The sequence below is a fragment of the Kushneria phyllosphaerae genome (assembly GCF_900312995.1).
GTDB classification, from domain to species: Bacteria; Pseudomonadota; Gammaproteobacteria; order Pseudomonadales; family Halomonadaceae; genus Kushneria; species Kushneria phyllosphaerae.
Map to the genome: position 1 here is coordinate 123,287 of NZ_ONZI01000002.1, position 22,575 is coordinate 145,861.

Consider the following 22,575-nt stretch of genomic DNA (forward strand, 5'->3'; position numbering starts at 1 on the left):
CTTCGATTCAATTACGAGCCCTGCTGATACCGCTGAACTCTGGGGACATGCTGAAAGCTGCCATGTTCCATGGTGACCGACGGACTCGGGCAGCGTGGCCTTCCGGCCTGGCGGGCAGGAATACCCACCACGGTAGTGTGCGCCTCCACACCGGCCAGCACGACGCTACCGGCCCCAATCTGAGCCCCATGGCCGATTTCGATATTGCCCAGCACGGTCGCACCGGCACCGATCAATACGCCGCTGCGCACCTTGGGATGACGATCACCGCTTTCCTTACCGGTCCCCCCCAGCGTGACGCCCTGCATGATCGAGACGTTATCGCCGATCTCGGCGGTCTCACCAATCACGATGCCGGTACCATGGTCCAGCATGACCCCTCGGCCCACCTGACAGGCCGGATGGATATCGATACCAAAGGCCTGCGTGGTGCGATGATGCAGCGCGCGAGCCAGCATGCGCCGACCGTCACACCACAGGGCATGCGCCAGGCGATGGGCCTGCAGCGCCTGAAACCCCTTGAGATACAGCAAAATGGGCAGGTACTCGCTGCTGGCGGCGTCGCGCTCGAAAACCGCCGTCATGTCACAGGCGGCACTCTCGACCAGCGACGGATTCGCCTGATAAAGCCCCTGAAAACACTCTGACATAGCATCAAACGAGAGCGTTTTATCCGTCAGGGCCGACGCCATGACGGCCGTCAGGGCCTCTTCAAGATGGGCCCTTGACACTATATAGGTATCGAGCATGTCCGCCAGCAGGGGTTCAGCCTGCGCGGTCACGAGTGCTTCCTGATGCAGCAGGCTGAAAACACTGGCCTGTGCATTGATCTCATGCAGCATATTGCGTCTCATCGAAAATATCGTATTCGCCGGAGACATACCCGCCGTGTCCCCATCCTGAACCCTGTTGACAGCACCCAGAGTAACGCAGCGTAACTTTTTGTGCCTTCATCGTTTATGGCGGCGCGCGTTCCAACACAGTTGTGTGATAAACGCCGCCTCCCTATCGAGGAAAGGCCCGCCAGAAGCGGGCCCAGGGGCGGTCTGCAAGGGCGAAAGCGCGATGCGACAGCCGTGGCGACTGCCGGCTCACACTAGCGCTGCTTGAGGTGCGGTGTGTCGACGCTGACGTCACCGTTTTGTCCGCGCTGGCGCAGCAGATGATCCATCAGGGTCAGTGCCATCATGGCTTCCGCAATCGGTGTGGCTCGAATGCCCACGCAAGGGTCATGACGCCCTTTGGTGATGACCTCGACCGGGTTGCCATGGACATCGATCGAACGACCGGGGGTGGTGATGCTGGAGGTTGGCTTGAGCGCCAGATGGGCAACGATCGGCTGGCCGGTCGAAATGCCGCCCAGCACGCCACCGGCGTGGTTGGAAAGAAAGCCCTCGGGCGTCATCTCGTCACGGTGCTCGCTGCCGCGCTGGGCAATACAGTCAAAGCCTGCGCCAATTTCAACACCCTTGACGGCATTGATGCTCATCAGGCCATGGGCAAGCTCGGCATCCAGGCGATCGAACACCGGCTCTCCGAGCCCGACCGGTACACCGTCGGCCACCACGGTAATGCGCGCTCCGACACTGTCCTGATCGCGCCTGAGCTGATCCATGTAGGTTTCAAGCTCCGGCACACAATCCGGGTCAGGGCAGAAAAACGGGTTGTCGTCGACGCCCTCCCAGCTTTTGAACTCAATGCTGATCGGGCCAAGCTGGCTCATGTAGCCGCGCACGCTGATCCCCAGCCCTGCCAGATACTTCTTGGCAATGGCCCCGGCCGCCACGCGCATGGCGGTCTCGCGCGCGCTGGAGCGTCCGCCGCCACGATAATCGCGAACGCCGTACTTGTGATGATAGGTGTAGTCCGCATGCGCCGGACGGAACTGATCCTTGATCTTCGAGTAATCCTTCGAGCGCTGATCGGTATTTTCAATCATCAGGCCGATCGGCGTGCCGGTAGTGATCCCCTCGAACACCCCTGACAGGATGCGTACTTCATCGGCTTCCCGACGCTGCGTGGTATGGCGCGAACTGCCGGGACGGCGGCGATCCAGATCTCCCTGCAGGTCCGCCTCGCAAAGCGGCAGGCCCGGCGGGCAGCCATCAACAATGGCGCCCAGTGCCGGGCCATGGCTTTCCCCGAAGGTGGTCAGCGTGAAAAGTTTGCCGAAGGTGTTACCAGACATGTTGTATTCCTGACATTGTGTCGCACAGCCGGCTTCCCGGGCCGCACGACAGATCAAAATTCAAACAGGGGCCTGTCAATGCCACCAATCAGTGTGCAAATGACGGTGCCCATTGCTCCAGCTGCGACGCCGTCAATGCGAACACGCCATGCCCGCCGCGGGCGAACTCGAGCCACAAAAAGGGCACTTCCGGCCAGGTCTCGATCACGTGACGTTCGGAGTTGCCGACCTCGACCAGCAGCACCCCCTCATCGGTCAAATAATCCCGGGCCTCGCGCAGCATGCGCCTGACAAGATCCAGACCATCGGGGCCGGCCCCCAGCGCCAGTGCCGGTTCATGGCCGAACTCGGCAGGCATGCTGCCCAGATCGCTGGTGTCCACATAGGGCGGATTGCTGACGATCAAATCAAAGCGCTGCCCGTCCACCGGCTCAAAAAGATCCCCGGCCACCGCCCTGACGCGCGCACCAACGTCGTGACGGGTAATGTTGGCCCGGGCCACATCAAGGGCATCTTCGCTGATATCGGCGAGCATGACATGGGTTGTGGGCATCATCAGCGCTGCAGCAATGCCGATACAGCCTGATCCGGCGCACAGATCCAGCATATGTGCGGGGTCACGCTCTTCAAACCACAACTCAAAGCCGGACTCGATCAGCTCGGCGATGGGTGAGCGCGGAATCAGGACGCGCTCATCCACATTGAACGCAAAACCGGCATAGAACGACTCCCCGAGCAGATAAGGCAGCGGACGTCGCTCGACGGTGCGGGCGCGCAACAGCGTGATAATGCGTGCACGCTCAATACGTAACACCCGGGCATCGATAATGGCCGGGTCGACATCATGCGGCAGGCGCAGTGCGCCCAGCACCAGGGCCACGGCCTCATCCCAGGCGCTATCGGTGCCATGGCCGTAATACAGATCATGGGCATTGAAGACACTGACCGCCAGACGCAGATAGTCACGCACGGTGACCAGCTCATCGATCAGGGTGTCATCATCCAGAGAGAGGGGCGCGGCGGCGGGTACAGGCATGCGGGCAGAAACGTCGCTCATGAATGCGGCGGCCTTGTCGAGTTTGGGTAAAATAAAGAAAGGTCGAAAGTGTACCCGTTATCCCGTACCGGCGCATCGGTACAGGCCTGCACATCGCCACTCTATTCCCTATAATTACCGGCTGAACTCATGGCGCCAGCGCCACCGTCAGTGTGACGGTCACCACTACCCAGCGGAGAAAAGGCATGACCGGTAACCGCCTGCCTGACGATGACGACCGGACAGCCTTTCGCGAGGCCATGCGGGGCAGCGATATTCGCCCCATTCATCATGACCGCGCCGACCCCGGCCGACCGGCCCCACGCAGCGAGCTGCGCCATCGCCGTGAAGCAGCAGCCAGCAATGGCAATGCGGTCACGGCCACCTCTTCTCGCACCTCCGATGGCCGCGTTGATCCGGTACGGCCCTCGGAAGCCCTGATGTTTGCCCTGAGCGACCTGCCCCATCGAACGATTGCCCAGCTCAAGCGCGGCGCGATCGCCTGGCAGGCGGGTCTGGATCTTCACGGTCATGATCTGGAGCAGGCTCGAGGCGAGCTCGAGGGCTTTTTGCATGAAGCCCGGGCCAACCGGGCACGCTGCGTGCTGGTCGTTCATGGCAAGGCGTGGTCGGGCGCGGCCCGCTATCCGGTCATCAAAAGTCACATCAATGCCTGGCTGCGAGAACTCCCCGAAGTCCTGGCCTTTTGCTCGGCGCAGGACCGGGATGGCGGCACGGGCGCCGTTTATGTACTGCTGCGCCGTACGCGCGAGGACTACGCCACGCCGTAGGCCTTGAGGATGGCTTGGGCCACTCCGGCCACGCTATGCGGCTCAAGGTGAAGATGATGCCCGCCGGGCACTCGATGGGTCGTCAGGGTGGTCATTTCATGGCGCACGCCCTCACGATCCAGATGATCACCGACAATACCGTTCTCGGCCTCGATCAGATCTACCGGCGCCCTGATGGCCAGCAGCATGTCGCGTGACTGCTCGGGGGTCAGCTTGACCTGTGAGGGACGCAGCAGCCGCGGGTCGGTGCGGTAGCGCACCCGCGTATCATCCTGCACCAGGCTGCGCGCCATTAAAGGCTCGGCGGTGTCGTGATCCAGCGGGGTGATGGCGCCTGCCACGCGCGCGTTGAGCGCTGCCTCAAGACTTGCATAGGACGGCGGCGGCGAGAGCGGCCGGCGCACGCCAAGCACGCCATTGCGCAGTTGCCGGGTCGATTGATCAACCGGGGTCGTCAGCGCACCGATGCCATCGATCAGCCACAGCCGCTCAATGCGCTCGGGCAGTGCGGCTGCCAGCAGACAGGACACACAGGCGCCAAGCGAATGAGCCAGCAGCGTCGCGCGCCTGATATCAAGGTCATCGAGGGCATCCAGCACGTCGTGCAGATAATCCCACAGGGCATAATCCGTCCCCCTGCCCTGCCACTGTGATTTGCCATGGCCGGCAAAGTCGATGGCCACGATGCGAATGTCGAGCCTTTCCACCAATAGTGGCGCGAGCCTTGTGAAGGTGGCAGCGTTATCCAGCCAGCCATGCAGCGCCACCCAGGTCGGCGCCTCTCTCGGCAGTCCTTCCCGCTCCCATACCAGACCGGCCAGACGATTATCGGCCAAATGGCACTCTCGCGGTCTTGCGCTCATCCTGCTCGCTCCATTGTCGTCAAACTGAAGACAATACGACGACCGCCGCCGCGATGCACTCCCTGCAGGCATTGAACCCTTTAAACGGGGCCGAGGATTTTCCAGGACCTGTCATGCCAACACCTCGCGACCGAGCGTCACAGGGGGCCGGCTCGCCGCTGACGTCCTCAAAGCGTATGATGTCGCGATCCTTATTACGCCATTACCCCGGAGCCGTGAATGTCTGCCTCTTCCCGTCGCCTGCGAAACCGCCTCTTTTTCATCGTCGTGCTGGCCGGTCTGGTGACCGGATTTGTCATGCTCTAAATCCCGACCAACCTCACTTTTTCGACACCATGTCGATACGACATCCTTCACTGCTCTTCTCATGAACGTGCCCAGACGGGCCTGACGTGTGAAAGACATCATAATGTCATGGCGCCTGTCGCCATACGGTATGCCCGCATGAACCCCTCAGACCTTTTCGCTGAAACGCTCGGCGTGACGTTTCCCGTTTTTGCCATGGTGCTTTTAGGGATTGTGCTCAAGCGTCTCAAATGGATCGACACTGCGTTTATCAATACCAGCTCGGCGCTGGTATTTCGTGGCGCCATGCCCACCCTGCTCTTTTTGTCTCTGGTAGATGCCGACATGTCCCAGGCGCTGATGCCAGGCCTTATGATCTATCTGGCGCTGGCGACAGTAACCAGCTTTTTGCTGATCTGGTGGTGGGCAATACGGCGCGTCGCCCGTGAGGATCGCGGCGTCTATGTACAGGCAGCCTTTCGCGGCAATGGCGGCATTATCGGACTGGCACTGGCCGGCAGCATGTATGGCTCGTTTGGCCTGTCTGCCGGCAGCGTACTGGTGGCCACCATCATCCCGCTCTACAACGTGCTTGCCGTCATTGTGCTGGCCTGGTATCAGCCTCAGACAAGCGTCAGCTGGCGCAGCATTGCGCTCAAGATTCTGAAAAATCCGCTGATTCTTTCGGTCGTGGCGGGCCTTTGCTTTGCCGCCAGCGGCCTCGACCTGCCGGACTGGCTGCACACGTCAGGAGAGTACTTCGCCAACATGACGCTGCCACTGGCGCTCATCAGCATTGGCGGCACCATGTCGATGGCTGCCATTCGTGAGGCGAGCGGCGCAGCGCTGGGTGCCAGTGTGATCAAGATGGTTTCCATGCCGGGCATGGCGGTTTTTATCGCCTGGCTTACAGGCTTTGAGGGGCGGGAGCTGGTACTGCTCTTTTTGTTCATGGGCAGTCCGTCAGCGGCTGCCAGCTTTGTCATGGCCAGAGCCATGGGCGGTAATGCAAGGCTTGCCGCCAATACGGTTGCCATGACGACACTGGCCAGCAGCGTCACGATTACGCTGGGCATCTTTATCCTGCAGATCACCGGGATGGCGGGCTGAGCGCCCGCCATCATGCCGGCATGACCCTTTAGGCAATCGCGGCGTTTGCGGGGGTGACATGACGCACCAGCGTTGCACACCCGGCCGCCCAGACCTGAGCGTCCAGTTCGACCACGTCGGCAGTGCCCATGGGGAGTCGAGCATTGGGACTGCCATCCACCAGCTGGCCGACCAGCTCGGCGACCAGCGGCATATGACTGACAAACAGCCAGGGCGCATCATCTTCACGGGGGTCGACATTATGCGTCAGCCATTCGATCAGCGTGGCCGGCGGAGCATCGGGCGTCATGATGGGCAGCGTCATGATGTCATCCACCTGCAGCGCCTGACCGATGATACGCGCACTTTGCTGAGCACGGTCATAGGGACTGGCCACTACCCTTAACTGATGCCCCCTGTCGCCCAGAACCGAGACAAACCAGTCGGCGATACGCGCGACCTCCTGCTGTCCGGTGATGTCGAGCGGGCGGTGAGCATCGGGTGTTCCGGAAGCGGCTTCACCATGGCGCATTACATAGATTTTCATGACGGGATATCCCTGGCTGCGGTTTGCTGCTGAGCACGCCGCGTGTCCTCTCGCGGCAGCGTGAATTCAACGTCACTGCTTTGTTCACTGCGCATGAGCGCCGTGGCCATGTCTCTGGGCGCCACGCCTTCAAACATGACCCGATATAGTCCGGTGGCCAGCGGCATGTAGATGTTCTCCTCGCTGGCCCGTTTGACGATCAGAGACACCGTATTGACCCCTTCAGCCACCTGTCCCAGCGCGTCAATGGCTCCCTCAAGCGTGCGCCCTTCCCCCATCGCATAACCGACCCGATAATTGCGTGACAGGTTAGAGGAGCAGGTGACGATCAAATCGCCAACGCCTGCCAGCCCCAGAAAGGTCATCGGACTTGCGCCCTGGGCCACCGCAAAGCGGCTCATTTCGGCCAGTGCCCGCGTCATCAGCATGCTGCGGGTGTTTTCGCCCATGCCAAGCGCTGCGGCCATGCCCACGGCAATGGCGTAAATGTTCTTGAGCGCACCGCCCATCTCAACACCATAGCGGTCATTGCTGGCATAGACACGAAAATGATCGCATGACAGCGCTGCCTGAACCCGTGAGCGGGTCTGTTCGTCGTCGCTGGCAATCACGCTGGCACTCAAGTGCCCCTGAGCGATTTCAGCAGCCAGATTGGGGCCTGAAAGCACCCCGATATGCGCACTTCCGGTTTCCTGCTCAAGGATCTGGCTCATCAGCAGAAAACTGTCGGTTTCAATGCCCTTGGTCGTGCTGACCAGGATGGCATCGTCAGAAAAATGGGGGGCGGCCTGGCGTACCACCTGACGAAAGCCACCCGAGGGGATGGCGATCAGCACCAGCTGCGCCTGATCAAGCACCCAGGCCAGGTCGCTGGATGCCACGACATCGGGATGAATCCTGAACTCGGGCAGATAGCGATGGTTGATACGATGAGTATTGACATGATCAACAAGCGTTGCATCGCGCATCCACTGGCGCACTCTGGCCCCGCCGCTGGAGGCAATGCTGGCCAGTGCGGTACCAAAACTCCCGCCGCCCAGCACGGCCACCGGAGGCACATGAATATCATCTGTACTGACCTGAGACGCAGGCTCAACTGCCATGGATAATCCTTGTTGATCGGCGATGGACAGGGTTTAGTGTAACGCTTGACGTGGCACGCAGGTAACGCATCTCCCTGTCTGCCTGCGTAGAATGACAGGGATCTGTCAGGCCGTGCCACCTTGGCTACCTGCCACGGAAAAAACTTAACGATGTCGTCATGGGCACCAATGGTGGCTTTCAGAGTCTGAAGGTCGAATCAATGACTTGCACCAATACATGGGGCAGGGATCATGAGAGCATTGAACCAACATTCATCAGTGCATTCGGAGGGCGCCAGGCTGTCCGTGCAACGTTTTGACCAGGAACTCAATCACATGAAGGTATTGTTTGTCGAAGATGATCTGTTGCTGGGCGATGGCGTTGAAACCGCCCTGCGCCGTGAAGGCCATCAGGTCACTTGGCTGACCGAGGGCGAGAGCGTGCTCGAGCATGTCGAGCAGGGTCAGGCCGAGGCCGTCATCCTTGACCTTGGGCTGCCCGGCATTGATGGCATGGAAGTGCTGCGCCGCATTCGCGCCGCCCACGATATTCCGGTGTTGATTTTGACGGCGCGTGACAGTCTGGAAGACCGTATTCAGGGGCTCGATGCCGGCGCCGATGACTATGTGTTGAAACCCTTCGATGTCGACGAACTTCAGGCCAGGCTGCGCGCCATCAGCCGCCGTCAGGGCGGGCGAACACAGCCAAGCATTCGGGTCGGGCCGTTGCATATTGACCATGCCCGCCATGAAGTCAGCTGGAAGGATCGACTGGTCAAGCTTAGCCGGCGCGAATATACCCTGCTGCATGAACTGGCCCAGCATCCTGGCCAGGTCTTTACCCGCCCCCATCTGGAAAAGCTGCTTTATGGCTGTAGCGACGAGATCGAGTCCAATGCCCTGGAGGTGCACATTCACCACCTGCGCAAAAAACTCGACAGTAATCTGATCGTGACCCTTCGCGGCATCGGCTACCGCCTGGACGATACGATCGAATGATCTCGATTCGTCGCTACCTGACCCAGGCTGTCATGGGCCTGGTACTGCTGGGTGCCCTGCTCTCGGGCCTGGCGGCATGGCTGATTACCAAACATGAGCTCGAGGAGATGTTTGACGCGCAGCTGTCCCAGTTCGGGCGCATCGTGACCGGCATGATCGACATCAACATGGACTCTCAGGACTATCAGGCTCTGGCAGATCGCCTGACACAGCCTGGCCATGCCGCGCGCTTTTACAGCATGGAAGACAGCGATGATGCAGGGCTTGTCATGGACACACACTCCGTGAATACGCCGCGTCGCTTCCGGGAAGAAGAACGTCTTCTGTCACTGGGCTTTTGGAACAGTGACCTGACGCCCCGCATGCTCAGTGCCGAATGGAATGACAAGGGGCCCTTCCCGCCGCCTCAAAAAACCGGCTACCGCTGGGTCAGCTATGACAATGAAGAGTGGCGCGTTTTCAGCATCTACGACAAGGAGCATGGCGTCTGGGTCTCCACGGGGCTACGTGACGACTTCCAGCAGGAACTGGTCAACAAGATTCTGCTGGGCAACAGCATTCCCTTTTTGCTGATTCTGCCGCTGCTGGGCATTGCGCTCTGGTGGGTCATTCGCCGTGGCCTGCGCCCCATCGATAATCTCTCTGCAGAAGTGTCGCGGCGCTATCATCAGGATCTCACGCCGATCGAACAGGATCCGCCCCGTGAACTGACCGGACTTCGGGATTCACTCAATGCGTTCATTGAAAGACTTCGCATGGCGCTGGATCGCGAAAGGCGCTTCACGGCCGATGCGGCCCATGAGCTGCGCACGCCCCTGGCGGCGCTCAAGATCCATCTGGACAACGCCCGCGCCAGTGAGCAGGACCATCAAAGCTCGCTGGACAAGGCCCGTCAGGGCATCGAACGCCTGCAGCGCGTAGTGGATCAGCTGTTGACGCTGGCACGCGTGGAGCGAACGCCGCATCGCCAGCTGGATGTGGTCGATTTGTATCCCATTGCCTCAGAGCTGGCCGGCGAAATGTGGCCACTGGCGGGTCGTCGACGCCAGCAACTGGAGATGAGCGGACTGTCCTCGCTGGAGCTTCGGGCTGACCCCACGGAGCTGGGCGTACTGCTGCGCAATCTGCTGGACAACGCGCTGCGCTACACCCCCGATGGCGGCACCGTGACGCTGCATCTGGATCGGGCCAACGGACAGCCGATGATTCAGGTCATTGATGATGGCCCGGGCGTCCCGGATGAATCGCTTGAAAAGATTACCGAGCGTTTTCATCGTGCCAATCAGCGCATGACCGGCAGTGGTCTGGGACTTTCGATCGTCAAGCAGCTGACCCAGCGTCAGAAGGCAACGCTTGCCATCGACAATCGCCAGCCACACGGGCTGATCGTGACGGTGATCTGGCCGGTGCTGCAACCGTCCTGAACCGTTGCCCATCGCCTGGAAATGAAAAAGTCGCCTCCTGGGGCGACTTTTCATGCACGGTGACTGCGATAAACCAGAAACAACGGCTAGGCGGGATCATCACTGTCCTGCACGCGCATCTCTTCGATCAGCGGTGCATTGGTATCGAGAAGCGATTGCAGGGCGGCCAGATAAGCGTCTCCGCGGATCGAGTAGTTTTGCAGCGAAGGAATCAGCGCCAGCGCGTTAACATTTTTACCCTTGTCACGCAGCGCAGCACGACGCTCACGCAGGTGCCCATAGGCACGATGGGTATTCAGGTTGCGCATATAGGCTTCGATGCCGTCATAAACCGTGGCAAAACTCTGATAGCCACTGCCGGTGCCGGTCTGCTCCAGACCACAGCTATCGCCAAAGCAGCGCATGCCAAAGAGATTGTTGCCTTCGCGGGCAAAGCGTGAGGTGCCCCAGCCGGACTCCTCCACGGCCTGAATCAGTACCAGCTGAATCGGCACGGTATCGACACGAGCCAACAGGGTGGACCAGTCAGCATCCTTCTCGCTTTGGCAGCTCAGCCCGTAATCCTTGCAGATGGAGGCGAGGCGTTTGCGCGAATCCGGGGTCCAGCGCTTTTGATCACGCATATGGGTCAGCCATACGCGATCGTTTTGAATCTCATCGTTGGCTTTTTCGATGAGCGGAATCATGAGGTTGAAAAAGGCAATCTTGCGATCACTGCCAGCTGCGTGTTCTCGCAGGTCCGGCATCTTGAAACTGGGCTTGCTGGTATCGGCGTGAGAGGGTGTGAACACGCTGAAAACTGAGAGTGCAAGCACGAGCGTCAACGTCGTTAATGGGCGATGCGTTCGTGTCATGTTACAGGGCTCGGTATCAGGACAAGGCGGCAGACTAACATGATTTGCCTGCCGTGTCGTCATAAGCGACGACCTGAGGCTAACATCCGTCATCTTGCATAATTATGCAAAAGACATGTTCGGGGAAAAATCCATATACAAGAAGGAAATGACGACCAGCGGCCGTCATTCCCTGATGGCCGGACCCCGTTAGTGGGTCAGCATCGCATTGAGGCGACGCACATAGGCGGCCGGATCATCCAGCTGACCGCCCTCGGCGATCACGGCCTGATCAAACAGCACATGGGCCAGATCCGTAAAGGCATCGCCCTCACTGCTTTCCAGTCGCGATACCAGCGCATGATCGGGATTGAACTCGAGAATCGGCTTGACCTCCGGCACCGGCTGGCCGGCAGCTTCCATCAGCCGACGCATCTGATAGCCCATCTCGTTTTCAGGCAGCACCACGCAGGCCGGTGACTCGGTCAGGCGATGGGTTACCCGCACTTCCTGAACCTGATCGCCCAGTGCTTCGCGGAAACGCTCGGCCAATCCTTCCTTGGCCCTGGCGCTTTCCTGCTGCGCCTGCTTTTCCTCTTCGCTGTCGATGTCTCCCAAATCCAGATCACCACGAGTGATGTCGATCAGCGACTTGCCGTCAAACTCGGTGAAATGGGTCATCAGCCATTCATCGATGCGGTCGGACAGCAACAGGACTTCGATGCCCTTCTTGCGGAAGATCTCGAGATGCGGGCTGTGCCGCGCGGCATTGAAGCTGTCAGCGATGATATAGTAAATCCCCTGCTGACCTTCCTTCATGCGGGAGATGTAATCCGCCAGCGACTGATTCTGGGCTGAGCTGTCCGTATGGGTACTGGCAAAACGCAGCAGGCCGCCAATCTTTTCGCGATTGCTGTGGTCTTCTGCCGGACCTTCCTTGAGCACGCCACCGAACTGATTCCAGAAGTTCTGATAGGTGTCACTGTCCTTTGAAAGCTTGCTCAGCATGTCGAGCGCACGCTTGGTCAGCGCCCCTTTCATCTTCTCGACCTGCGGATCCTGCTGCAGGATTTCACGCGAGACGTTAAGTGACAGATCGTTGGAGTCGACCACACCCTTCACAAAGCGCAGGTACAGCGGCAGGAACTGCTCGGCATCATCAATGATGAATACCCGCTGGACGTAGAGCTTGAGCCCGCGAGCCCCCTCGCGCTGATAGAGATCAAACGGTGCACGGGACGGCACATAGAGAAGGCTGGTGTACTCGAGCTTGCCTTCGACCTTGTTGTGGCTCCAGGTCAGTGGATCACTGAAGTCATGGGCCACGTGCTTGTAAAACGCCTTATACTCGTCGTCGCTGACCTCGGTACGCGGACGTACCCAGAGCGCCTGAGCCTCGTTGACCGTTTCCCAGGTGACGGTGACCTCGCTTTCGCCCTCGCCTTCCTGAACGGTGGGCATGCGCACCGGCACTTCGATATGATCGGAATACTTGCGCACCAGCCCCTTGAGGCGATGTTCGTCGGCAAACTCGAGCGCATCCTCCTTGAGATGCAAAACGATTTCAGTGCCATGCGTGTCGCGCTCGATATCGACAATGGTGAACTCACCCTCGCCCTTCGAACGCCACTCCACACCCTGCTCCTGCGGCGTACCGGCCAAGCGCGTGCGCACCACCACTTCATCGGCGACGATAAATCCCGAGTAGAAGCCGACACCGAACTGTCCGATCAGTCGGGCATCCTTTTGCTGCTCACCGGACATCTGCTTGAGAAACTCGGCCGTTCCGGAACGTGCAATCGTGCCAAGGTTGGCAATCACGTCTTCGCGATTCATGCCAATGCCGTTGTCACGCACGGTGACGGTTTTGGCATCCCGATCAAACTCGATCTCGACGCGAAGCTCGGGATCGCCCTCATACAGGGCGTCGCTTTCCAGAGCACGATAGCGCAGCTTGTCGCAGGCGTCGGCGCTGTTGGAAATCAGCTCACGCAAAAAGATTTCCCGGTTGGAATACAGGGAATTAATCATCAGGTGAAGAAGCTGTTTGACTTCGGTCTGGAAACCGAGCGTCTGCTCTTGCGCACTCGTCATGGCAACATTTCTCTTCTGACAATAATCAACAGGGTGAAACACACCGCGTCACCTGACACCTGGTCAGGCCACGCCGTGCTGTGTGTTACCCGTTATGGGGGGAGTTACCGGTTTTTCAAGAGAAACGGCGTCATATCCATCAACGCCGTGCTGCTCATTTGAAGGGAATGGCCCTTACGCGGCGGGTGTGTTGGCGCTTTCACGCCAGCGTCGATAACCGTCGAGCTCTTCGTCGAGCTTGGCTAGAAGCCAGCCGCCGATGACGAGATCATCAAGCAGTCCCCAGAAGGGAATGAAATCCGGGATCAGATCGATGGGACTGACCACATAGACGATGGCCAGCGCCATCAGTCCCAGCGCCTTTTTGGGCAGCGGCCGATAGCGGCCCTTGCGCCAGTCGTTCATCATGGGAAAGAAGGTGCGTAATGCCTTGAAAATTCGCCAGTAGACACGACCACGGCCGCGAATCAGCCCGATGGGATTGAGTCGACCTTTTGCCATGGATGGATACTCCGCATAAAGGATGTTGTTTCAAAAAGGCCGTTTGCTGCCTGCATCTGTTCAACGCCGCAGGAACTCGATAACGTCCTGTCGGGATCGTTAATTTTAAACGTCTGGATTAGTCTAGGCCTCAAAGACGCAGTATGCCTGTCCCGTGCAGGTTCATATCGATGGCTGACAGGAGTTTTCGGGTGAGGGTTACGTACAGATTATCCAGGCGCTGGCTGGGCGTCATGCTGGCTGCAGGCATTGCCGCACCGGCGTGGGCCAGTGACCAGGGCTTTACTCAGGCCTTTGAGGCCGCTCGTGCCCACCAGTGGGATCAGGTTGATCATGATGCTATTGAAGGTCATGTGCTGGAAGGCTATGTCGAGTATCACGAACTCAAGGCACGCCTGCCGGGGGTATCGCCGGCCGTCATCAATGACTATCTAAAGCGCCATGAGAACTCGGTACTGTCCGAGTGGATGCGCGGTGTGGCCCAGGATACATGGGGTGCGCGCCAGCAATTCGATGATTTTCTGGCCGTCAGTGATGGCGTCCCGCAGGGCACCACACGTCAGTGCTGGTACTATCGGGCGCTGCTGGGCCAGCAACCTCAGCGCGCCGCCATTGGGGGCCGCGAGCTGTGGCTGGTCGGCCACTCCCAGCCTTCGGCCTGTGATCCGCTGTTTGATCAGCTTCGTGCCAACGGCACCATTACCGGCGCCGATATCTGGTCGCGGCTGATGCTTGCCTGGCGCGCCGGGGAAGACACCATGGCGCGCTACCTGCCGGACGAATTACCCCTGAGCTGGCAACCCCAGCGGGCCCTGTTCGAGCGCCTGCAAAACGACCCTGGCCGCATTACCGAACTCCCCGATCTTGTCCACCACGATATGCCGGGCGTGTCTTCGCTTTATAGCGCCGCCATGGCACGCCTTGTCCGCCAGGATACTGCCCGGGCGCTGATGGCCTGGCGTGAGGTCAAATCCCGTTCCCCGTTGACCGACGAGCAGCGCCATGACATCGAGCACGACCTGGCCTTCTATTCGCTGGTACGCGATATCGACTCCAACGCCTCATGGGCCGATGCCGCCGCGGCACAGCTGGGTGATCAGGATCTGCTGGAGCTTCGTACGCGCAAGGCGCTTGAGCACCGTCAGTGGCACGAGGTAGCGGCATGGATCGAGCGCATGAAGGAAGACGACCGCCGCGACGCCCACTGGCAGTACTGGCTGGGTCGCGCGCGCGAGCAGCTGGGCAATGACACCGGCGCCCGTCAGGCCTGGCAGATTGCGGCCGGCCAGCGCAGCTTTTTCGGTTTTGCTGCTGCCGATCGTCTTCATCAACCCTATGCACTTGAAAACGAGCGGGTCACGATTGCCGAGCACGATCTAAAAGACGCCGCCAGCCTGCCCTCGATGCGCCGAATTGCGGCGTTGTATCGCATCAACGAGCCGGGCCTTGCTCGCGCCGAGTGGTACTACCTGATGCGCCACCTGCCCAAAGCGCAGCACCCGACGCTGACACAATACGCGCTCAGCCAGGGATGGTATGACCTGACCATTTACGCCGCCATTCGAGGCGATCACTGGGACGCCCTCGACTGGCGCTTCCCGCAGGGCTACGTCGATCTTTTCCAGAAATGGGGACAGGCACGCAACGTCGACCCATGGCTGCTGATGGCGCTGGCAAGGCGCGAGAGCTCCTTTAACCCGCAGGCACAGTCACCAGTCGGCGCTCGCGGTCTCATGCAGTTGATGCCCGGGACCGGACAGCATGTCAGCCAGCAGCTGGGCGTGGCCTGGCAGGGCGTGACAAGCCTTGAAGACCCCAACACCAATGTCATGCTGGGCAGTGCCTATATCCGTGACATGGCTGCACGCTACAGTGGCAATCGCATTGCGGCTGCGGCAGCCTACAACGCGGGGCCGGGGCGCGTGGATCGCTGGCTGGCCGACAGCGATGAACCCTTCGATCTTTTTGTCGAGGAGATTCCCTTTCGCGAGACGCGCGAATACGTGCAGGCAGTCCTGACCTATCGCGCCATCTTCGAAGGACTGGCAAAAGGCACGACACAGGGCGTGCACATGATGAGCGAACACGAGCGCACGACACGATATAACGGTGCTCTTCAGCGCTGAAGGATGCACTGCAAACAAAAAGGGGCCCTGTTGCAGGGCCCCTTTTTTTATAACACGCATTTTATAACACTCGCTTTTTTTACAACTGCCACCCTGATCACAGTCACGTTTATAGCAGCCACCGATTTATAGCAGCAGCAACAGTGACGCCATTCCCCCCACGGCAACCACCAGGCCAATCAAAACGGCCAGACCATCACGCATCAGCATGCCCAGCGCCACCAGCATCAGCATGGCGCAGGGCAACGCAGGCCCCATCGGCAGTGGCTCGACGAAGGGAATGGACAGGCTGATCAACACGATAAACATCGCCACGACGCGATGAATGACCTCATTGTCCATGAAGGCCAGACGAGGTCTGAAAAGCCGCTCCAGCCGCATCACCCAGGGATTGACCTTCTCCACGGTTCGATGAAAGCGCTGGCCATTGATCGAAAGCTGACGCAGACGTCGAGGCAACCAGGGGTTGCTGCGGCCCATGACCTGCTGAATGGCCACCAGCGCCGTTACCACGCCGCACAGGGTCGGCAGCCCGAAAATGGGCAGTGCCAGCGCAATTACCGGCGGTATGACGAGCAAGGGGCCGAAGCTTCGCGAGTGAAAGATCGTCATGAGATCATCAAAACTGACCTCACTGCCCTCGTGCTGTTTATCCAGCGATGTCATCAGCTCGCTGAGTCTGATGGTTTCTGCCATGAATATCCGTGCTGCCCTGTCATGAATCCGGTGCCGATGCGCGCTACCCTCAGCGACATCATGGGCGCCCTCGTGGTCATTCTGATCGCGGGACACTACGCCTAAATCAGCATGGCAAGCCATCCACCACCAACGATGGCCACGGCCAGTCCTGCCAGTACTACCAGACCATCCCGCGCGATCATGCCCAGTGCGATCAGCAGCAGCATTCCGGCAGGCAAGGCGGCTGCAAAGGGCAAAAGCTCCAGCGGCGCCATCGACAGGCTCAGCAGTGTGATCAAGACGGCGACAACGCGTCGAGCGGCATTGGTATTCATGAATTCCAGCCGCGGCTTGAACAGGTACTCAAAGCGTTTGGCCCAGGGCCCGATGCGAACCACCATGCGATGGAAACGATCGGCGCCGATGGAGACCTCCCGCAGGCGCGACGGGAGCCAGGGGTGAGTGCGCCCGAAGACCTGCTGAATGGCGATCAGTGCCATGAACAATCCGCAGGCGGTCGGAATGCCGGGCACCGGGCACACCAGTGCCAAAAGCGAGGGAATGACCAGCAGCGGCCCGAACCCACGGGACTCAAAGGTTTTCAGAATGTCATTAATACTGACATCGTTGCCCTCGTGCTCATCGTCCAGCGACGTCATCAGCTCGCTGAGTCTGGTAGTTTCTGTCATGACTATCCGTATTGCCGTCGTGAATGAGAAAACAGGCGTCAGGCCTTCTCCTCTGGAGCTGACGCGCTGCCTTCAAGGCTTGATTCGGCCTCGATAAAGATCCGTTTGATCTCGTCATGCTGTTGCTTGAGGCTTTGATCCAGCTCGGCAATCACCTGCTCGAGCCTTTCCGCCGGCATGCTGCGATTAAAACGCACGCTTAAATTGACCAGAATGAAATCCGGCCCCATATGCATGGTCAGTACTTCATTGACCACTTCGACCTGGGGATGGCGGCCAACAATGTCACGAATATCGTCCACGACCCGGCGATTGGCGCTTTCACCAATCAACAGGCCCTTGGTTTCAATGGCAAGCCATACCGCCGTGCCCGCCAGTATCAGACCGATGACGATGGAAGCCACGCCATCAAAAACCGGATTACCCGTGAACTGACTCAACCAGACACCGCCGAGCGCGACCATCAGCCCCAGCATGGCCGCCGAATCCTCAAACAGCACCATAAAAAGCGAAGGGTCCTTGCCGCGCTGTACGGCCTCGACATACCCCCATTTGCCCTTGGCCTTGCGAAAGCCGTGCAGGGCAAAAAGCCAGGAGGCGCCTTCAAAAAGAATGGCCAGCCCCAGCACAATGTAGTTGATCAAAGGCGATGACATGGGCTCGGGCGACATGACATGCACCACGCCTTCGTAAAACGACACCCCTGCCCCGATGGCAAAAATCAGAATGGCGACCACGAAACTCCAGAAGTACACCTCCTTGCCATAGCCAAAGGGAAAGTCACGGTCCGGAGGCCTGCGAGCACGGTGCATTCCAAATAGCAGCAGCACCTGATTGCCGGTATCCACTACCGAATGAATGCCTTCGGAGAGCATGGCCGAGCTGCCGGTCATGGCAGCGGCCACAAACTTGGTAATGGCAACGGCCAGGTTACCGGCCATTGCCGCATAAATAACGGCTTTTGATTCAGAAGCCATGCAAAAAATTCCTTTACCGGAGACTATCGCTCACGTTCGTGTTTGGTCGACAACTGATCGTTGAGCGTCCAGAAATCATAGAGCACGCCCAGCAGAAAAAGCCCGCCGGTCAGCAGATAAATGACCCCCGTGATCCATTTACCCATGTACATGCGATGAAGCCCCAGAACCCCGAGGAAAGTCAGCAGTATCCAGGTCACGGTGTAGCTTCTGCTGCCGCGCTGAAAGCGAAGGTCCGCCTGACGATCCATGAGCGGGATAAGAAAGAGATCGACAATCCAGCCAATCAGGAAAAGACCAAAGGTAAAAAACCAGATCGTTCCCGTAATGGGCTTGCCGTAATAGAAGCGGTGCGCACCGGTAAAACCGAAAAGCCACAGCAGATAACCCATCAGCATGTTGTGGGTGCCCTGTGTGGCAGCGTTGGCGTGCGTAACGTGGTTGGGTGCAGACATGACATTGCCTTTTAAATGATGAGGACTGCACCCGATATGGTGGCAGGCACTGAAACAGTCAATGCCGGACAGGGCAACGACACAGGATCACGAGCGACGCTCCATGTGCAAAAGCCCCGATATGTCACTTGAATTTGTCATGGCCTGAAACCCCATGCGCTCATAGAGGCGACGCGCAGGGTTTTCGGCAAAGACCTTGAGACGCATCCGTGTGGCCCCCAGCGCCTCCTGTCGTTCAATCCAGTGGGTCAGCACCTCCCCTCCAATGCCCTGACCTCGCCAGGGCGCTGTCAGGTGCAGTTCGCGAAGGTGATGAATGCCCTTCTCTACATCCCAGGCAATCAATCCGGCCCTTTGCTCATTGCGCACGATGATGGCCGTTTCAAGCCGCACCCACTGCTCCCTGAAAAGCTGACGGCTAAAGACCATGCGTCGTTTTTGCCAATAGGGAGACATGGTCTCCTCTACCAGCTGCTGGGCAAAACGCAGATCATCCGTGTGATTACCGGGTCGCCAGCCCAGCGGCCACTGCGGCTGTGAGGTGACAGCACTCATGACACACCCAGCTCCCTGAGCCTTTCCTTGAGATAGCCATCGGCGCTGTAGCGCTCGGAAAGCACCACATCGGGACGGGGATGCAAGAAAAGCGGCAGGGAAAGCCGCGCGCGCTGGCGCGATACCCCTTCGGGATTGACCACCCGATGGGTAGTGGACGGAAAATATCCGTCGGAGGCTTCCTGCAGCATGTCGCCCACGTTGATGATCAGCTGTCCCGGATCACAGGGCACAGGCAGCCACTGGCCGTCACGTCCCCTGACCTCGAGGCCGGCTTCATTGGAGGCCGGCAATACAGTAATCAGATTGATGTCCTCATGAGCGCCTGCGCGCACCGCCCCTTCCCCTTCATTGCCTTCAAAGGGCGGATAATAAAGCACGCGCAGCAAGGTCTGCTGGCTGTCGGCAATCATGCTGGAGAGCGCTTCACTAAACCGCTTTGAGACCTCTGCAGGCGTATTGGCTTCAATCCAGCCCAGAAGCGTTGTCGCCACGTCCTGCGCGATCCGGTAATACTCATCGATATCGGCCTGCAGGCTGTCGGGCACGCGGGTTCCGGGATAGATATGAAAGTATTCCTTGAGGTCCTTTTGCGTTTGCCCCTTTGCCGTTTCAGAGATGCTCGCCGGGAAAAAACCGGCGTGCGTTTCAGGGTCAAAGCGCCACTGCTGCTTGTCCTGACCTTCAAAAAAGGCAGCCCACCCGGCATAGATTCGTTCAACCAGTGCCTCTGGCACCGGGTGGTTGCGCACCACACCAAAGCCGGTCTCGCGCAATGATTGAGTAAACTGTTGTGCTGCCTGTGCATCCTGATAATCGACGTTCTGGACGTTCATCAACCCTGCCTCCAATGCTGATCGTTCACATGCATAATGGCATGCACCTGAAGATTGGCAAATTGCCCTTGACCTTTCTCAGGATCCTGAATCATGCTTCAGAAGGTAGCTTTAGAGAAGAATTTCCTGATCGAGGTATCGATCATGTTCCTTCTTAAAGCCCAAGGCATAAACGGGCTGCGGCTCGGTATCACTGCAAATAAGGCAAGGACATCAAAGATGGCAACCGGTACTGTCAAATGGTTTAACGACACAAAGGGATTCGGCTTTATCTCTCCCGATGACGGTGGCGACGATCTCTTCGCGCACTTCTCCGAGATTCAGGCTGAAGGCTTCAAGTCACTTCAGGATGGCCAGAAGGTCTCCTTTGAAGTCACTCAGGGCAAGAAAGGCCTTCAGGCCGCCAACATCAAGGCCGTTGACTGATCACCACATCAGCATATCCGCCTTGCAAAAAGCCCGCGCCATGGCGCGGGCTTTTTTATGTCCTGTGGTCGGCGGGTAATGAAAGGCATTTTCACCGACCGAGTCGGCAGACCGCATCACGGCCTGCCCTGCCAGTTTACTGCGTGTTGCTTGATGAGTCGTTGAACTGATCAGCCTCTCCGGCTTGGCTCATGGCCGCCGATGAGCCGGTATTGGTGGCCGTATGGCCTGTGCCGCCCTCCCGAGTCCCGGTACTCTCATCCGTGCTGTCCTGAGACTCGTTCATGCCCTGCATGGTGCCGGCATCCTCATCGCCACCCTCTTCAGACATGGTACCGGTGTCGCCGCTATCGGAGCCCATGGTGTCATCGCTCATATCGTTACCGGCCTGATCAGCAGCACCTTCAGAGGTCGCGTTGGCACCTTCACCGTCCATGGAATGGCTGTTCTGATTGGCTTCCTGAGCCTGTTCGCTTGCCTCATCGGCCGGATCATCCTGACCGCAGGCACTCAGACCGAGCGCCATGGCAAAGGCAAGGCTTGCTGCCGCAATTGTTTTCCCTTTCATGAATATCTCCCTGACCACTTCAAATTGACGACTTTAAATCAACGATTTCAAACAGATATTGCGCTGACAAAGGGGCTCCGGGCCAAAAGCCACTATTGCCCGCACCCTACCTGCATGCACCGGCTATGGCGATCATGCCTATAGCACAGACTCCGTACCACCACCGTGCAGCATTAAGGTGCACACTACTTATAGTCATGCCTTCACCGGCGTACCGTCGTCATTTTGTAACGTTCAGGTTAATGCCAGCCATCATGAAAGACCGCCGTTTTCAGGTCAGCGCCCTCGCCCCTGCCGGTTTGCCGGCTTGCCTTCATACATGAGCTGGCACTCATCAGGAAGAATGATCGTCAGAGCACCCGGACATACCTCTATTCTTGCCTGAGTAAACTCGTGAAATTCACCATCCAGGTTAATGGGCAGCGGCGTTTCGCTCTGAAAATCCATCGAGGTCAGCTGATGGTAACGCACCAGTTTTCCATCGATGGGCAGTTCTCGCAGCTCATGGATGGCGTTGCCAACCCGGCTTAAAGAGAAGGACTCCACCGTCAGCACATCCAGCAGGCCATCATTGAGAAGTGCGCGCGGCGTCAGCTCCTGCCCGCCCCCTGCCTGTCGGCCGTTGCCGATCGCCAGCACAATCAAATCACGCTCGTAATTGCCATCGCGGGTCTGTAAATGGCAGCGAAAGGGCTCAAAGCGCCATGCCTGCATGATACCTACCAGCGAATACGCGCCACCACCCAGCAGTTTTTTCAGAGCAGGGGGTGTGTCGCTGGTCACCTTGGCGCCAAACCCGCCGGAGGCCATATTCAGAAAATAGAGATCGTTAATGCGAGCGACATCGATGGCACGCGGTGTGCCGTGAACTGCCAGAGAAAGGGCATCAAGGGGCGGGCCCGGGATACCCGTTGCAGTGGCAAAGTCGTTTGCCGTGCCCATGGGGATGATGCCAAGTGCGGGCCGCTTCGATGACTCGATGCCCATCAGCGCATTGGTAGCCTCATGAAGTGTACCGTCGCCGCCCGCCACGATTATGCGATCCAGGCCTTGATCCACCGCCTCTTCAAGAAAGCGGGCAATATCACCACTTTCCCAGGTGACGCGAACCGAAAGATTCACGCCCTCATTTCGAATGCGATCTACTGCCTCACGCAGCTCAGGATTCCCGACTCCCTTGCCATTCACAATCAGCCAGAAATTCAATCTCGCACTCCTTTTCATGTCATTGAGAGACATCGGTACACCAGTAGATGAACTCTATTTTAGCAGGCGCTCACCGAGATAATGCATCCCTCCCATCATGGCCACATTGCCATGCCCGAATGAGAGATGCCGTGATTCACCAGGGCGTTATTGCTCATGCCAAAACAGTGAACGCTCTCCTCATCGACAGATTACCTTAACCGGCCATCGATGACTTTTGACGCTCATCAGCGCACAGGGTTCGTACCGCCTCCTGGATGCAGGTATACTCCGTCGCTTTTATCATCCGAGCGCACGATCACAATTTTCGCTCGCAACGGCCTGATG

Annotated in this window: 23 protein-coding genes; 6 read left to right on the forward strand and 17 right to left on the reverse strand. The window is 58.7% G+C overall.

Going from position 1 to position 22,575, the window contains the following annotated elements; genetic code table 11:
- Positions 1 to 11: 11 nt before the first annotated feature.
- The 3 genes from cysE to prmB all read right to left on the reverse strand — a co-directional run bounded on the left by cysE (position 12) and on the right by prmB (position 3,245).
- Positions 12 to 854 (reverse strand): serine O-acetyltransferase, encoded by an 843-nt coding sequence (gene cysE / locus KSP9073_RS06430; RefSeq protein ID WP_243409146.1) that lies wholly within the window; start codon positions 852 to 854, stop codon positions 12 to 14.
- A gap of 242 nt (positions 855 to 1,096) precedes the next feature.
- Positions 1,097 to 2,188, reverse strand: coding sequence for a chorismate synthase (aroC, locus tag KSP9073_RS06435; protein WP_108842163.1), 1,092 nt, complete (start codon positions 2,186 to 2,188; stop codon positions 1,097 to 1,099).
- An 88-nt stretch (positions 2,189 to 2,276) separates the two neighbouring features.
- The gene (gene prmB / locus KSP9073_RS06440; RefSeq protein ID WP_108842164.1) at positions 2,277 to 3,245 is read right to left on the reverse strand and encodes a 50S ribosomal protein L3 N(5)-glutamine methyltransferase; all 969 of its coding nucleotides are present in this window, start codon (positions 3,243 to 3,245) and stop codon (positions 2,277 to 2,279) included.
- Between the two features lie 185 nt (positions 3,246 to 3,430).
- Here prmB and KSP9073_RS06445 point away from each other — a divergent pair, with 185 nt between their 5' ends.
- The gene (locus KSP9073_RS06445; protein ID WP_108842165.1) at positions 3,431 to 4,015 is read left to right on the forward strand and encodes a Smr/MutS family protein; all 585 of its coding nucleotides are present in this window, start codon (positions 3,431 to 3,433) and stop codon (positions 4,013 to 4,015) included.
- Here the strand turns inward: KSP9073_RS06445 and KSP9073_RS06450 are convergent.
- Positions 4,000 to 4,878, reverse strand: a complete 879-nt coding sequence (locus KSP9073_RS06450) for an alpha/beta hydrolase (protein ID WP_108842166.1) — start codon at positions 4,876 to 4,878, stop codon at positions 4,000 to 4,002. The two genes, KSP9073_RS06445 and KSP9073_RS06450, sit on opposite strands and share 16 nt — an antisense overlap.
- A gap of 444 nt (positions 4,879 to 5,322) precedes the next feature.
- Between KSP9073_RS06450 and KSP9073_RS06455 the strand changes: the two genes are divergently transcribed.
- Positions 5,323 to 6,273 (forward strand): AEC family transporter, encoded by a 951-nt coding sequence (locus KSP9073_RS06455; RefSeq protein ID WP_108842167.1) that lies wholly within the window; start codon positions 5,323 to 5,325, stop codon positions 6,271 to 6,273.
- A gap of 28 nt (positions 6,274 to 6,301) precedes the next feature.
- On the opposite strand, the gene sixA is transcribed toward KSP9073_RS06455, so the two are convergent.
- Both sixA and KSP9073_RS06465 read right to left on the reverse strand, forming a co-directional pair.
- Positions 6,302 to 6,799: a phosphohistidine phosphatase SixA gene (gene sixA / locus KSP9073_RS06460; protein ID WP_108842168.1), complete on the reverse strand. Its 498-nt coding sequence runs from the start codon at positions 6,797 to 6,799 to the stop codon at positions 6,302 to 6,304.
- Positions 6,796 to 7,902, reverse strand: coding sequence for an NAD(P)H-dependent glycerol-3-phosphate dehydrogenase (locus KSP9073_RS06465; RefSeq protein WP_108842169.1), 1,107 nt, complete (start codon positions 7,900 to 7,902; stop codon positions 6,796 to 6,798). The genes sixA and KSP9073_RS06465 overlap by 4 nt, the downstream gene beginning before the upstream one ends.
- A 315-nt stretch (positions 7,903 to 8,217) precedes the next feature.
- On the opposite strand from KSP9073_RS06465, the gene KSP9073_RS06470 reads away from it, so the two are divergent.
- Complete coding sequence (locus KSP9073_RS06470) at positions 8,218 to 8,880, forward strand: response regulator transcription factor (RefSeq protein ID WP_108842170.1); 663 nt, start codon at positions 8,218 to 8,220, stop codon at positions 8,878 to 8,880.
- Positions 8,877 to 10,304, forward strand: coding sequence for a sensor histidine kinase (locus KSP9073_RS06475; RefSeq protein WP_108842171.1), 1,428 nt, complete (start codon positions 8,877 to 8,879; stop codon positions 10,302 to 10,304). The genes KSP9073_RS06470 and KSP9073_RS06475 overlap by 4 nt, the downstream gene beginning before the upstream one ends.
- An 86-nt stretch (positions 10,305 to 10,390) precedes the next feature.
- On the opposite strand, the gene KSP9073_RS06480 is transcribed toward KSP9073_RS06475, so the two are convergent.
- The 3 genes from KSP9073_RS06480 to KSP9073_RS06490 all read right to left on the reverse strand — a co-directional run bounded on the left by KSP9073_RS06480 (position 10,391) and on the right by KSP9073_RS06490 (position 13,732).
- Positions 10,391 to 11,158, reverse strand: coding sequence for a protein bax (locus tag KSP9073_RS06480; RefSeq protein WP_108842172.1), 768 nt, complete (start codon positions 11,156 to 11,158; stop codon positions 10,391 to 10,393).
- 189 nt (positions 11,159 to 11,347) lie between these two features.
- Positions 11,348 to 13,231, reverse strand: coding sequence for a molecular chaperone HtpG (gene htpG, locus KSP9073_RS06485; RefSeq protein WP_108842173.1), 1,884 nt, complete (start codon positions 13,229 to 13,231; stop codon positions 11,348 to 11,350).
- A 174-nt stretch (positions 13,232 to 13,405) separates the two neighbouring features.
- Entirely contained in the window at positions 13,406 to 13,732 is a 327-nt protein-coding gene (locus KSP9073_RS06490; protein ID WP_108842174.1) for a YkvA family protein, read from the reverse strand.
- 191 nt (positions 13,733 to 13,923) lie between these two features.
- On the opposite strand from KSP9073_RS06490, the gene KSP9073_RS06495 reads away from it, so the two are divergent.
- Positions 13,924 to 15,858 (forward strand): transglycosylase SLT domain-containing protein, encoded by a 1,935-nt coding sequence (locus tag KSP9073_RS06495; RefSeq protein ID WP_243409147.1) that lies wholly within the window; start codon positions 13,924 to 13,926, stop codon positions 15,856 to 15,858.
- A gap of 126 nt (positions 15,859 to 15,984) precedes the next feature.
- Here the strand turns inward: KSP9073_RS06495 and KSP9073_RS06500 are convergent, their stop codons facing one another.
- The 6 genes from KSP9073_RS06500 to KSP9073_RS06525 all read right to left on the reverse strand — a co-directional run bounded on the left by KSP9073_RS06500 (position 15,985) and on the right by KSP9073_RS06525 (position 20,048).
- Entirely contained in the window at positions 15,985 to 16,554 is a 570-nt protein-coding gene (locus tag KSP9073_RS06500) for an exopolysaccharide biosynthesis protein (protein ID WP_165814183.1), read from the reverse strand.
- A 101-nt stretch (positions 16,555 to 16,655) separates the two neighbouring features.
- Complete coding sequence (locus KSP9073_RS06505) at positions 16,656 to 17,225, reverse strand: exopolysaccharide biosynthesis protein (protein WP_108842177.1); 570 nt, start codon at positions 17,223 to 17,225, stop codon at positions 16,656 to 16,658.
- A gap of 38 nt (positions 17,226 to 17,263) precedes the next feature.
- On the reverse strand, positions 17,264 to 18,202 hold the full coding sequence (locus KSP9073_RS06510) for a cation diffusion facilitator family transporter (RefSeq protein WP_108842178.1): 939 nt from the start codon (positions 18,200 to 18,202) through the stop codon (positions 17,264 to 17,266).
- 23 nt (positions 18,203 to 18,225) lie between these two features.
- Positions 18,226 to 18,657, reverse strand: a complete 432-nt coding sequence (locus KSP9073_RS06515; RefSeq protein ID WP_108842179.1) for an NINE protein — start codon at positions 18,655 to 18,657, stop codon at positions 18,226 to 18,228.
- 87 nt (positions 18,658 to 18,744) lie between these two features.
- Positions 18,745 to 19,212, reverse strand: coding sequence for a GNAT family N-acetyltransferase (locus KSP9073_RS06520; RefSeq protein WP_108842180.1), 468 nt, complete (start codon positions 19,210 to 19,212; stop codon positions 18,745 to 18,747).
- Positions 19,209 to 20,048: an isopenicillin N synthase family dioxygenase gene (locus KSP9073_RS06525; RefSeq protein ID WP_108842181.1), complete on the reverse strand. Its 840-nt coding sequence runs from the start codon at positions 20,046 to 20,048 to the stop codon at positions 19,209 to 19,211. The genes KSP9073_RS06520 and KSP9073_RS06525 overlap by 4 nt, the downstream gene beginning before the upstream one ends.
- Before the next feature lie 219 nt (positions 20,049 to 20,267).
- Here KSP9073_RS06525 and KSP9073_RS06530 point away from each other — a divergent pair, with 219 nt between their 5' ends.
- The gene (locus tag KSP9073_RS06530) at positions 20,268 to 20,474 is read left to right on the forward strand and encodes a cold-shock protein (RefSeq protein WP_108842782.1); all 207 of its coding nucleotides are present in this window, start codon (positions 20,268 to 20,270) and stop codon (positions 20,472 to 20,474) included.
- Between the two features lie 136 nt (positions 20,475 to 20,610).
- Here the strand turns inward: KSP9073_RS06530 and KSP9073_RS06535 are convergent, their stop codons facing one another.
- Both KSP9073_RS06535 and yegS read right to left on the reverse strand, forming a co-directional pair.
- Entirely contained in the window at positions 20,611 to 21,042 is a 432-nt protein-coding gene (locus KSP9073_RS06535; protein ID WP_108842182.1) for a hypothetical protein, read from the reverse strand.
- A 276-nt stretch (positions 21,043 to 21,318) separates the two neighbouring features.
- Positions 21,319 to 22,248 carry a lipid kinase YegS gene (yegS, locus tag KSP9073_RS06540; RefSeq protein ID WP_165814184.1) on the reverse strand — a complete coding sequence of 310 codons (930 nt, stop codon included), beginning with the start codon at positions 22,246 to 22,248 and terminating at the stop codon, positions 21,319 to 21,321.
- Positions 22,249 to 22,575 lie beyond the last annotated feature (327 nt).